This is a genomic window from Larkinella insperata (genome assembly GCF_026248825.1).
In the GTDB taxonomy this organism is placed as follows: Bacteria; Bacteroidota; Bacteroidia; order Cytophagales; family Spirosomataceae; genus Larkinella; species Larkinella insperata.
Genome location: NZ_CP110973.1, coordinates 2,699,975 through 2,712,162 on the forward strand (window position 1 = coordinate 2,699,975; position 12,188 = coordinate 2,712,162).

At 53.6% G+C, this 12,188-nt stretch carries 9 protein-coding genes; 6 read left to right on the forward strand and 3 right to left on the reverse strand.

The genetic code is table 11. The annotated features are described in order from the left end of the window. Positions 1-88: 88 nt before the first annotated feature. From OQ371_RS10920 to OQ371_RS10930, 3 genes are all read left to right on the forward strand, one after another. A complete protein-coding gene (locus tag OQ371_RS10920) occupies positions 89-1,099 on the forward strand; it encodes an AraC family transcriptional regulator (protein ID WP_265993798.1) in 1,011 nt (336 codons plus the stop codon). A gap of 144 nt (positions 1,100-1,243) precedes the next feature. Then, on the forward strand, positions 1,244-2,347 hold the full coding sequence (locus OQ371_RS10925; RefSeq protein ID WP_265993799.1) for an AI-2E family transporter: 1,104 nt from the start codon (positions 1,244-1,246) through the stop codon (positions 2,345-2,347). Between the two features lie 34 nt (positions 2,348-2,381). Further along, positions 2,382-3,506 carry a DmpA family aminopeptidase gene (locus tag OQ371_RS10930; RefSeq protein ID WP_265993800.1) on the forward strand — a complete coding sequence of 375 codons (1,125 nt, stop codon included), beginning with the start codon at positions 2,382-2,384 and terminating at the stop codon, positions 3,504-3,506. Here the strand turns inward: OQ371_RS10930 and OQ371_RS10935 are convergent. The 3 genes from OQ371_RS10935 to OQ371_RS10945 form a co-directional block, all read right to left on the reverse strand. Next, positions 3,499-3,966, reverse strand: coding sequence for a response regulator (locus OQ371_RS10935; protein WP_265993801.1), 468 nt, complete (start codon positions 3,964-3,966; stop codon positions 3,499-3,501). The two genes, OQ371_RS10930 and OQ371_RS10935, sit on opposite strands and share 8 nt — an antisense overlap. Positions 3,967-4,157: 191 nt before the next feature. Next, positions 4,158-5,210, reverse strand: a complete 1,053-nt coding sequence (locus OQ371_RS10940) for a methyltransferase (protein WP_265993802.1) — start codon at positions 5,208-5,210, stop codon at positions 4,158-4,160. 79 nt (positions 5,211-5,289) lie between these two features. Further along, complete coding sequence (locus OQ371_RS10945) at positions 5,290-5,835, reverse strand: DUF4833 domain-containing protein (protein WP_265993803.1); 546 nt, start codon at positions 5,833-5,835, stop codon at positions 5,290-5,292. Positions 5,836-5,982: 147 nt separating this feature from the next. On the opposite strand from OQ371_RS10945, the gene gldG reads away from it, so the two are divergent. From gldG to OQ371_RS10960, 3 genes are all read left to right on the forward strand, one after another. Then, positions 5,983-7,653 (forward strand): gliding motility-associated ABC transporter substrate-binding protein GldG, encoded by a 1,671-nt coding sequence (gldG, locus tag OQ371_RS10950; protein WP_265993804.1) that lies wholly within the window; start codon positions 5,983-5,985, stop codon positions 7,651-7,653. A 172-nt stretch (positions 7,654-7,825) separates the two neighbouring features. Continuing rightward, positions 7,826-8,947: a DNA polymerase III subunit beta gene (gene dnaN, locus OQ371_RS10955; RefSeq protein WP_265993805.1), complete on the forward strand. Its 1,122-nt coding sequence runs from the start codon at positions 7,826-7,828 to the stop codon at positions 8,945-8,947. A gap of 230 nt (positions 8,948-9,177) precedes the next feature. Next, positions 9,178-12,186: a DEAD/DEAH box helicase gene (locus OQ371_RS10960; RefSeq protein ID WP_265993806.1), complete on the forward strand. Its 3,009-nt coding sequence runs from the start codon at positions 9,178-9,180 to the stop codon at positions 12,184-12,186. Positions 12,187-12,188: the final 2 nt, after the last annotated feature.

The window sequence follows — 12,188 nt, forward strand, 5'->3', positions numbered from 1 at the left end:
GTCGCCGTAACTTACCCCAGCCCGCCAACTGGTTACCAGTTGACGACAGACCCAACCGGACTTTTCGGATAAGCCGTACTTTTAGAGTATGGAAAATCCACAGAAAAGTCTGGTGCTTGGTTTACTGGCGTATGCGGCTCACAAAGACGTCGATCCGGAGCGCTTGTGTAACTTGTCTTCCATTGATTTGCAGGTTCTTAAAGGGAAGGGGAAAGAGCTGATAACGCCCAAGCAACTCAGCGATCTCTGGCTGAATGCGGTTCATCTGACCAACGATCCGCTGTTGGGACTGCATTTTGGTGAATCGCTGCAACTGGCGGCTTTGGGCAGCGTCGGCCAACTGGTCCAGAGCTGCGCAACGGTCGGGGAGGCCCTCACGCACGCGTGCGGAGCGATTCGCCTGATTACGGACTTATTCAGCATGGAAGTGAGCCATTCCGACCGCTCGTTCACCATTCATTTCGTGCCGGATTCGGACAAAGAGCGGGGGTTTGTGCTTCGGCAGATGATGGAGTTGTTCATGGCCTTTACCCTGCACGAAGCCGACGGTTTGATTCTAAAGAAAATTCGACCCCAAGCCGTCTGCATTCCATATAACCTTTCAAAACCGGAAGAGTATGAGCGGGTGCTTAGAGTCAAAGCCATTAGGAAGTCGGGAGACTATTCGCTGGAATTTGAAAGTCGGTATTGGAACGAGCCAATCCTGACCGCCAATTACGAACTTCAAAACCTGCTCTTAAAAAAGGTCAGCGAGCAGAACCGCGACTTTGAAAACGCGAAAGCCCTGAAGGAGCGCATCAGCAGTTATTTGCTGACCAACGCCTACCTGGGTATTCCGACGCTTGAACAGATGGCGGCCAATTTCAACACCAGTCCCCGCAGCCTGCAACGTAAACTTCAGGAGGAAGGGGTTACCTACCAGCAGGTAGCCGATGCGATTCGTAAATCGTTGGCGATAAATTATCTATCATCGGGTTCGTATCCGGTTAAAGAAATATCTTACATTTTGGGATACAACGAGTTAAGTGCTTTTAGCCGGGCTTTTAAACGCTGGACGGGCACTACGCCGGGGCACTTTCAGCGCCAGCAACTCGCGTAACAGGGGCCATTGCAAATGCCGTAGGTCGATCCTTCTTAAACAAAACCGTACCAATCCTGTTTATCAGGATTGTTTCTCCACAAAGACGGTGTTGGAAGATTTGAGGCCGGGGAAATAGAAAAGTTTTACCCGAACATCATTACTATGCCATCAACATCTACCCCGCCGTTTTATCACCGGCTTTCACACACCTTACTCGCGCTGGGACTGATTATGGCCGGGTTTTACCTGGGACAAGACATCATCGTTCCGTTTGCCATGGCCGGTTTGCTGGCGGTTTTGCTGCGCCCCCTCGAAGCCTGGCTGGTCCGGCGTAACGTTCCTAAAGTGGTGGCTATTAGCTTGGTTTTGCTGCTGGCGATTGTGGTTATAGTAGGTTTGACCATGCTTATTTCCATGCAGTTGGCCCGGTTTACCGACGACTGGCCGAAGTTGAAAAAGAACATCAACGATTTTTACAGCGACGCCCGGCGCTGGATTCGGCAGGAGTATAACCTCAGCTACAGCCAGCAGGACCAGTACCTCAAACAGGCCCAGGCCCAGACGATGGACACCCTGCAGGGCACCGGAACCCTCGGCATCATTACCGGCCCGTTGGGTACGTTGCTGCTTCTGCCCATTTACATCTTTCTGCTGCTCTATTACCGGGCCATGCTGATTCAGTTTGTCATCCGGTCGTTTACCGATGAGTACACGGAACGCGTTCGGGAAGTGCTGGGCGAAATCCGGTCGGTTATTCAGAGTTATGTCGTGGGGCTGGTGACCGAAACGGCCTGCGTGGCCGTGCTCAATTCGGTGGGCTTGCTGATCCTGGGCGTTCAATACGCGGTCCTGCTGGGCGTGATTGCGGCCATCATGAACCTGATACCCTACATTGGCGGGCTGGTGGCAACGGCGCTGGCCGTTGCGGTTACGTTTGTCAATCATCCGGAGCCTTCGACGCTAATAGGGGTCGTGGCGGTTTTTCTGGTTGTGCAATTCATCGACAACAACTTTCTGGTACCCGTCATTATCGGTTCCAAAGTGCGGATCAACGCGCTGGTGTCCATTGTGGGTGTGCTGCTGGGCGGGGCCTTGGCGGGTGTTTCCGGTATGTTTTTGTCCATTCCGATCATTGCCATTCTGAAAGTAATCTTCGACCGGGTCGAGGGGCTCGAACACTGGGGAATTCTGCTCGGCGACCAGACCACCGAAGAAGATATCAACAAAATGCTACGGTTGCGACGACGGAAGAAGAAAATTCCGTAACGGTTTTTACAGTCGGTTCTCTATCTTCGGAAGTATGAAACCAACTTTCCGCTTCCTGCTGACGGCTCTGCTTTGCGTGGCCGGTTATGCTTCTTTCGCCCAAGCCACGAAACGTCCCCGCGAGTACGGCATCCGTTTTGGCGTGTTACCGACCGGCCCTCTGAACGCCATTACCGACGTGCCGGGCGTGCGGGTGGGGCAGGTAACGTTGCAGGAAGGGCAAAGCGTCCGGTCCGGTGTTACAGCGATTTTACCCCACAGCGGCAATCTGTTTCAGGAAAAATGCCCGGCGGCCATCTACATCGGCAACGGCTTTGGCAAACTAACCGGCTACAGCCAGGTTGAAGAACTCGGCACCCTGGAAACTCCCATTGTGTTTACCAATACCCTCGGCGTTCCGACGGCGGCTGATGCCGTGATTGACTACACGCTGGCCCAGCCGGGGAACGAACAGGTTCGCTCATTAAATCCGGTCGTGGGTGAAACCAACGACGGCGGCCTGAACGACATTCGCAGTCGCCCCGTCACAAAACAACACGTGCTGGACGCGATCAGGCAAGCCAGAACCGGAGCCGTAGAAGAAGGAAACGCGGGGGCCGGAACGGGTACGGTTTGCTTTGGTTTTAAAGGCGGCATTGGAACCGCTTCGCGAAAACTCCCGGCCTCCCTCGGCGGGTACACGGTCGGGGTGCTGGTGCAGACCAACTTCGGCGGGGTTTTGCAGATTGCGGGCGTTCCGGTGGGCGTGGAGCTAGGTCAGTTTTCATTCCGGGAAAAGCTCGACGGCTCCTGCATGATGGTGGTGCTGACGGACGCTCCGCTCGATGCCCGCAACCTGAAAAGGCTGGCCAAACGGGCGTTTATGGGTCTGGCCCGCACGGGCGGAATCGCTTCCAACGGCAGCGGTGATTACGTGATTGCCGTCTCAACCGCCAACCGAATTTCGAACGTCTCGAAATCATCGCTCGACGAAATGAAGCTTCTCCGAAACGACGACACGTCTGCCTGTTTCCTGGCGGCCATTGAGGCCACTGAGGAAGCCATCATCAATTCACTGTTTGCCGCCCGCACCCAAACCGGCCACCGCGGCAGTCGCGTGGAGCAACTGCCGGTGGAGAAGGTGGTGGATTTATTAAAGAAAGCCGGTCAACTCAAATAGCCGTTTCACCAACATTCAGCATACTCGGAATGACCGGCAGAATCTTTTGCCAGCCTTCCAGCGATACCGGTTTTTTGATATAACTGGTTACGCCCCAGGCATACAATTGTTCAGCGTCCTGCAGATTTGTAGAACTGCTGAAGACGGCAATCGGAATAGACCGGTAGAGGGGGTTGGAACGAAGTTTGCGTAATAGTTTCCAGCCATCTGCCCGGCGGGGCAAATAAAGATCCAGTAGAATCAGGATGGGCAGCGATTTTTGTTGAGCGTAACAATTATCCAGGTACGTTAAAGCCTGCTGGGTCGAGGTAGCTCCAACCGGCACAACTTCCTGAAGATGTTGTCGAAGCAGATAATGCAACAGCAGGTGATCATTAAGATTGTTTTCCACGACCAGAATACTTTCAAAGTCAATTGAGTAGGTAGGGGTGGATTGTAAGCTGTCGGCCCGGTTTTTCATATAAATCGCTATTGCGCTAAAAATAGTTGAGTTTCAGGTCGCATAGTTAAGAGATTTTGTTGACAATTACCAAGCATTGCAGAATTAATTTATCAAATTCAGACTTGTATTTATACTTAGGTAAAATGTGGGCTGTCCGGAAGGTGAATTAGTCACATTTTCAGATAAATAGTGTGAGCCGCTAAGACATTTTACGCTTTTTGAGCCCAGATCAGGCCGTAATCCATCTGCGTTGGAATATTTTCTTCGGTGGGTTGCAGTCCAGCTTGGGTGAACCACTGCCGGTATTCCTGCCGGCTGTAACAGCGGCCTTTGGTGCCCCAGAACAATTGGGCAGAATAATCTGTAACGGGCAGCGGCCCATCCAGGGCGTCGTTCAGAAAAGCGTCGTGCGCCCATAATTCGCCACCCGGCCGGAGAGCGGCTGCAAAACGGTTGGCCAATTGCTGGCAGGTTTCAACCGGCCAGTCGTGAAAAAGGCTGGCTGCTAAGAGGATATCTGTGTCTGGTAATTCGTCGGTCAGCATGTCGCCGGGCTGGAACGTCACCCGCTCGCGGACGGTTTCGGCACCGGGTCGGCCGCTGCGGGCAAAGGCGTCGAGCAGTTCGGCGGCAACGGCCAGTACCGCAGGCCGGTCGAACAAGGTAGCCGTAGCATCCGGGTTGAGGAGGAGCCATTCGTAGGTATAATACCCCGTTCCGCCCGCAACATCCAGCAAATGACCGGAACTTCTGGAAATTTTACTGGCGACCAGGGGGGAGAGCTTCTGGGCGCGACCGGCCAAACCAAGCGTAAACATCCGGGACAGTTCAGCATCGTCCATCGGCGAAGGGGCGTCGCCTTCTTTCACGTAGGAAATACCGCCGGAGGTATCCAGCGGACCGTCGTTTCGCAACCGAACGGCCATTTCCACTACGCCGGGGTCATTTTTTTCCAGACCGACATAGCCCGTCAGGTTAGGCGTCTGGGTCTGCGTTACATACTGCCCCAACGCCGAAATCCGAAGTGCACCGGCTTCGGTGTATTCAAGCAATTCCATGGCGCAAAGCGCCGGAAAGAGCACGCTGGCCGGACGTTCTTTTAGTCCGAGCCGGCGGCTAAAGTCGGTAACGGAAAGTGGACCGTTCCTTAATTCTTCAAAAACATTCAGGTGGTGAACGGCGGCAATCAGCAGGCGGGAGCCAAACATGGCCCGCAAATGGCGGGTAATTGGGGCAGGGTCGAGTTGAGCGTTGTCTAGCATTACTTCAAGGGTTTGTTCGCCTTAAAGATAAGCAGGCAACCCGAAGCACCACGGTTTTCTGAGGACGTGGTCCGTTTGGCTACACCCGGATGCGTTCGTAAACCGGAGTGCCAGCGACCGGGTCGGTTCCGAATAATTCAACGTACTGCACTTTCGGCAGCAGGCCGGAATCGGAAGCCAGTTGGACAAAAACCTTCTGCAGGCAGGCTCTCCGGCCATTGATGGTGGTCAGGGCGATGGGCTTGCCTTGCTGTAGATCGACCCAGATGGGCCGTTTTTTGAACGCATTTAATTGAATTTCAAAACTGTTGTCGCTTTGAGCCAACGGCTTGTGTTTGTAACCGTACGCCATTTTCCACTGAAACATCGACAGCGACTCCCGCTGGCCCCGTTCGGCGTAGCGAATCCAGTAAACACTGACGGGGTCCTCGGCGTTGAGCCGTCGGCCGGTGGTTACATTGGCTTCGTAGATTACGGTATTGGCGTCGTTGCTCCGCTGAATGTAAAACAAGCGGTTGGGGGCGGGCGGTGGCACCGGAAATTCGCTGGCACCGCCCGATGCGGTTGTAAAGGCGCTGGTCAGTTCCAGCAGAAACAGCAGGAAGAAGACATGACGGTAGTTCATAGCAAGAATTCAGTAGCATGTTGTTGTTTACAGACCTAAGACCGCTATCTCCGCGCTTCCCCCTACGTCGTCGTCAAAAATTTAGGGGTCCGTCATTTTTTCTTCTACTTTCGCACAACTTAACTGCTTTCAGCGTTTTACGCAGGTATGAAGTCATTCTTGGTTCGTTTTGGGATTGTGCTGGCCGTGGTGGTCGTGGTCAATCTGTTGTCTTCTTTTTTGTTTTTCCGGGTTGATCTCACGCAGGAAGGTCGTTACACGCTTTCGGAAGCCACCGAAAATCTGCTGGCCAACCTCGACGATGATGTGCACGTCAACGTGTACCTGACGGGTAATTTGCCGCCCGGTTTCAAACGACTGGAAACCAGCATCCGGGAAACGCTGGCGGAATTTCAGGCCCGGGCTGGTCAGACGCTGACGTACCGTTTCATCGACCCGACCGCCAATCCGAACGAAAAACAACGCACGGAGTTTCAGACCCAGCTGCTTCAGAAGGGCCTGACGCCGACCAATCTGAATTTTACGGCGGAAGGCAACCAACGAACCGAACAGTTAATCTATCCCTGGGCCATTGTGTCGTACAAAGGCCGCGAATTGCCGGTGTTGCTGCTGCGCGGAAACCGCTCCAGTTCACCGGAAGAACAACTGAATCAGTCCATTGAAAACGTCGAATACGAGCTGGCGTCGGCGATTCGGCGGTTGACGATTCGGGAGAAAAAAGTCTTGGGGGTGACGGTTTCCTACACGGATGTCGAGCCGCTGCGCATGTCCGATCTGCTGGCTACCCTGCAGGAGTTTTACGACATTAAATTGATTGATTTACAGGCATCCCGCGATCTGGTGGGGCTGGATGGGCTGATTGTTCCCAAACCCGACCGCCCGTTTTCCGAAGCCGACAAATACAAGATCGACCAGTTTGTGGTCAACGGCGGCAAAGCCCTGTTTTTTGTCGACGGGTTGCGAATCGACAGCATCGGGCGCGAGGGCACCTACGCCCAGCCGCTCAACCTCAACCTGAACGACCTGTTTTTTCGCTGGGGTATTCGGCTCAACAACGACATTATCAAAGACCTGAGCTGCGCCTTTATTCCACTCAATGTGGGTAACATGGGCGATAAACCCAACGTGCAGTTGCTGCCGTGGCGGTTTTTTCCGTTGATCAACAATTTTGGCGGGGCGGCCAACCACAAAAGCCCGATTGTGCGAAACCTGGATGCAATATACAGCCGGTTTACCAGTACCCTCGATACCGTGCAGGCGCCGGGCATCACGAAAACGCCCCTGCTGCTGTCTTCACAATATACCAAAATCCTGAAGGCTCCGGCGCTGGTGAGCTACAACGAAGCCCGGCAGCAGCCCGACCCCCGTACCTACGACAGCGGGGTTCAGCTTATTGCCTGCCTGCTGGAAGGCCGTTTTCAGTCGCTCTACACCAACCGCATCCTGCCCGGCGATCCGCGCGCGGCTTCGTTCAAAGCGCAGGGGCAACCGTCGAAAATCGTAGTTTGCTCCGATGGGGATCTGCTGATCAACGACATCAACTACCGAACGAATACCCCGTACCCACTCGGCTACGAACGGTTCTCGAAAAACACATTTGCCAACAAGGATTTTGTGGTCAACGCGGTGAATTACCTGCTGGACGACAACGGGATTATTGGTGCCCGCACCCGGCAGGTGACGCTCCGGCCCCTGGACAAAATCCGGCTGCGCGAAGAGCGCCTTTCGTGGCAGCTTCTGAACCTGTTGGGACCGGTGCTTCTGGTTGGTTTTGTGGGGGTTGTGTGGCAGTTCGCGCGCCGGAGGAAGTATGCGTGAGGGATTTTAAGTTATTTCGCGGGGTTGAGCAGAGAACGTCGGAGCTTAGCGGAGAACGACTCTGCTTACCGCCAAAGAAACTCCGCTAAACTCCGCGAAATAGTCTCCACCGTTTCCACTATTTTTCCTACTTTTGTTCTTATTGGACAAACGGCCCCAAATAAAATTGCATATGAAATTTATCGTTTCCTCCTCCGTATTACTCAAGCAACTTTCAGCCATCAACGGTGTGGTGGCAACGAACCCCATTGTGCCAATTCTGGAGAATTTTCTCTTCAAACTGGAAGATGACACCCTGACGGTGACGGCGTCCGATCTGCAAACCACGATGATTACCAACATTACCGTGGAGTCGTCGGAGAAGGGAGCCATTGCCATTCCGGCCAAGCTGCTGCTGGATACGCTGCGCGGCCTGCCCGAACAACCGATTACGTTCAACGTCAATACAGAAACATTCGGAACGGAAATCCTGACCGACAACGGTCGCTACAAATTATCCGGCGAAAACCCCATCGACTTCCCGAAAATCCCGTCGGTCAACCGTAGCCTGTCGGTGGAACTGTCGTCAGACGCCCTGCTGAGCGCCATCAACAACACCGTCTTTGCCACCAGCACCGACGACCTGCGCCCGGCCATGACGGGGGTGTACCTGCAACTGAGTGAAGAAAGCGCGACGTTTGTGGCCACCGACGGTCACCGGCTGATCCGTTACCGTCGGATGGACATCAGCTCGCCCAGCAACTCGTCGATGATTATTCCGCGGAAAGCCCTGACGCTGCTGAAGGCGTCGCTGCCTGAGGATGCGGTGGTGCGGGCTGAGTTCAGCCAGTCGAACGCGTCGTTTACGTTTGGCAATACGCAGATGATCTGCCGGTTGATCGACGAGCGGTTCCCGGATTTCGAAAATGCCATTCCGGTAAACAACCCCAACGTAATGACCATCGGCCGGACCGACATCCTGAATTCGCTGAAGCGGATCATGATTTACGCCAACCGGACGACCCACCAGATCCGGCTTTCGCTGAAAACGAACTCGCTGACCATTTCCGCCGAGGATTTGGATTACAGCAACGAAGCCAACGAAAAACTGCTCTGCGATTACGACGGTGATGCGCTGGAAATCGGCTTCAACGCCAAATTCCTGACCGAGATGCTCAACAACCTGAGCGCCAAAATGCTCTCGTTCGAGATGTCGGCCCCCAACCGCGCGGGCCTGGTCATCCCGGCCGACAAGGAAGAAAACGAAGATATCCTGATGCTGGTCATGCCGGTTATGCTGAATACGTACGCGTAATTCCCGTTCAAGACCCATTTAATCATTTCTAGCCCGGAACCCTCGTTCCGGGCTTGCGTTTTTTGTGTGGGTTCGTATATTTGAATTTGTTGCTTACTCTAACCTGACGGCAAATCACTTCTTTTATTTGTTTTTCAGCAGCTTATCAGTTCTGCTTAGGAACGGATTGATGGTGGAACGTGAGGTGCGGGTAAGGGCAGTCAGTCATTACTACGGATCCTTAATTTGCTATGAAAGTCTCTCCTGCGGAACCGTTTCAATTGGTGTACTCACTTCTGGAGCACGAGTTTCTGGGTTATTTGTTTGAAGCATTCGTGGTTCAACTGAATCCTCGTGGTGAGTTGACCCTGCAAAATCAGACAATATCGGCCAAAAACGCGGGCGAATTTGCCAGTGAGCTGGACGAAGCAGACTTCGAACTGGTTCGGATTATCGATGAAATGCAGCAGGATGTGATTTTGAAAAAATTCAATCCGAAGAAGCTGCCGGCGGTCGATTTTTTCCTGAAAGTATACGATCCGCAGAAAGGTGATAAGGAGTTACAGGATCGCATCTGCGAGTACCTCGAAATCCGCCGGGCCATGATTCTGGAACGGCTGGCAGACAAGAAATTATTTGTCATGGGCAGCGACGGCAATCCGGCCTGGATGGCCATTGAGCGGATGCCGCAGAAAGCCCGGGTTTTCTTCAATTTTGTTCGGACCGAAACCGCAACCGAATACTTTCCGATCATCAAATACAGGGGCGAACGGGTTGAATTCCAGTTCAAGGATGCGTTACTGATTTGCGACGAACCGGCCTGGATGATGGTCGGAAACCGGCTGTTTCATTTTGAAAATAAGGTTGACGGGAAAAAACTGCGGCCCTTCTTGCAGAAACGCAACATTGTTATCCCGAAGAATATTGAAGATCAATACTATAACCGCTTCGTTGCTCCCCTGATTGCCTCCTACGATGTCTACGCGCGGGGATTTGAAATTCGGGATGAAGAACTGACGCCCGCACCGGTGTTGACGGTTTCCGAGCAGGTCGACCACCGCGCCGTTCCTTCGCTTTTTGATTCGGTGGGGGCCAACGGCGGGGTTCACCGGAACGGCAACGGCTCCTCAGGGCGCATGAGCGACGTGATGACGGAGGTGGGGCCGACCCCATCTTTCGATGATTCACAAGTGGTTTTTGATCTATTGTTTCGGTACGGCCAATTCACGTTCCGGTACGACGGTTTTACGGATTCTTCCAACGTCAGCATCGAAAAGCAGGGCGAGAATTACATTTTTCACAAAATCCGCCGGGATATCCGAAAGGAGCAGTCGACGCTTTTCTGGCTGAAGGCAAACGGCCTCGAATTAAAGGATAACGGCCACTCCCGGTTGGGCAAGGCTGCAGCTTTCGAGTGGCTCCAGCAAAACCACAACCTGCTGATGGAAGCCGGATTTCAGGTTTCGCAGCACGCCAACGATCCCAAACGGTATTTCCTAGGCTACTCGTCCATTGTGGTTTCCATCAACGAAACCCGCGACTGGTTTGATATTTACGCCAAAGTGCAGTTTGGGGAGTTTGAAATTCCGTTTATCAAGCTGCGGACGCTGATTCTGAACAAAAAGCGGGAGTTTACGCTGCCCAACGGTGAAATCGCGGTTATTCCGGAAACCTGGTTTACCAAATATTCCGAATTGTTTGCCTTCATGGAGCACGAAGCCGACAGCGACCGGCTGGTGCTTCACAAACACCACATCGCGCTCGTGCAGGAGTTGCAGGAAGAGAGCCTGGCGTCGGCAGTTATCAGCCGGAAGCTCGAACAACTGCGGAGCTTTGAAGAAATTGGCTCCCATCCGTTGCCTGGCGGCTTCAAAGGCTCGTTACGGCCTTACCAGAAAGCGGGCTATGACTGGCTGCAATTTCTGAATCAATACCGGTTCGGCGGCTGTCTGGCCGACGACATGGGCTTGGGCAAAACCGTGATGACGCTGGCGTTTCTGCAATCGCAGAAGGAAGCGGGCCACAAGGAACCCACGCTGCTGGTGATGCCTACGTCGCTGCTCTACAACTGGGAGCTGGAAGCCCGGCGGTTTACGCCCGATCTGCGCGTGATGTCATACACCGGCACCTACCGGGATAAAAATACCGCCCAGTTTGATGATTACGACCTGATTCTGACCTCCTACGGCATTGTCCGGATCGACATCGACCTGCTGAAAAGCTACCGGTTTCATTACATCATTCTGGACGAATCGCAGGCCATCAAAAACCCGTCGTCGCACATTACGCGGGCGGTCATGCAGCTCGATTCGGCGCACCGGCTGATTCTGACCGGAACGCCCCTGGAAAACAGTACGATGGATTTGTGGACGCAGATGACGTTTATTAACCCCGGTTTGCTGGGCAGCCAGACGTTTTTCCGCAACGAGTTTCTGGTGCCGATTGAAAAGAAGAACGACGAGCAGAAAACGCAGCGGCTTTACGGCATCATCAAACCGTTTATGCTGCGCCGGCATAAATCGCAGGTGGCGCGCGATTTGCCCGAAAAAGTGGAGAGCATTCACTACAGTGACATGTCGCCGGAGCAGGAAAAACAGTACGAGGAAGCCAAATCGTACTACCGGAACCTGATTCTGGAGCGCATCGAAGAAGACGGAATGGCGAAATCACAGATGGTGGTGTTGCAGGGCCTGACCAAACTTCGGCAGATTGCCAACCACCCGCGGATGATCGACGAAACCTACGAAGGTAATTCCGGCAAGCTGGACGATATGGTGATGCGCTTGGAGGGCGCAATGGCGGATAACCACAAAATTCTGGTGTTCAGCCAGTTTATCAAACACCTGGACGTGGTGCAGCAGTACCTGCAGGAGCGCGGCATTCAGTATGCCTACCTGGACGGATCGACGCAGGACCGCCGGGGGCAGGTGGACTTGTTCCAGAAAAACGATTCCATCAAGCTGTTCCTGATTTCGTTGAAGGCGGGTGGTTTGGGCCATAACCTGACGGCGGCCGATTACGTGTTTATTCTCGATCCGTGGTGGAACCCGGCCATTGAGGCTCAGGCCATCGACCGCGCTCACCGCATCGGGCAGCAGAAGACCGTGTTTACCTACAAGTTTATTTCCCGCAATACCGTCGAGGAAAAAATTCTGGCGCTGCAACGTTCCAAACAGAAGCTGGCCAGTGATTTGATTGCGACCGAAGAGAATTTCATGAAGTCGCTGACGAAGGAAGATATTATGGCGCTGCTCGAATAACC

Excerpts from the sequence above, each read along its gene's own strand:
- gldG (WP_265993804.1), top strand. The coding sequence starts at position 5,983 with ATGAAGTCATTCTTGGTTCGTTTTGGGATTGTGCTGGCCGTGGTGGTC.
- OQ371_RS10930 (WP_265993800.1), top strand. The coding sequence starts at position 2,382 with ATGAAACCAACTTTCCGCTTCCTGCTGACGGCTCTGCTTTGCGTGGCC.
- OQ371_RS10925 (WP_265993799.1), top strand. The coding sequence starts at position 1,244 with ATGCCATCAACATCTACCCCGCCGTTTTATCACCGGCTTTCACACACC.
- OQ371_RS10960 (WP_265993806.1), top strand. The coding sequence starts at position 9,178 with ATGAAAGTCTCTCCTGCGGAACCGTTTCAATTGGTGTACTCACTTCTG.
- OQ371_RS10940 (WP_265993802.1), bottom strand. The coding sequence starts at position 5,210 with ATGCTAGACAACGCTCAACTCGACCCTGCCCCAATTACCCGCCATTTG.
- OQ371_RS10920 (WP_265993798.1), top strand. The coding sequence starts at position 89 with ATGGAAAATCCACAGAAAAGTCTGGTGCTTGGTTTACTGGCGTATGCG.
- dnaN (WP_265993805.1), top strand. The coding sequence starts at position 7,826 with ATGAAATTTATCGTTTCCTCCTCCGTATTACTCAAGCAACTTTCAGCC.
- OQ371_RS10945 (WP_265993803.1), bottom strand. The coding sequence starts at position 5,835 with ATGAACTACCGTCATGTCTTCTTCCTGCTGTTTCTGCTGGAACTGACC.
- OQ371_RS10935 (WP_265993801.1), bottom strand. The coding sequence starts at position 3,966 with ATGAAAAACCGGGCCGACAGCTTACAATCCACCCCTACCTACTCAATT.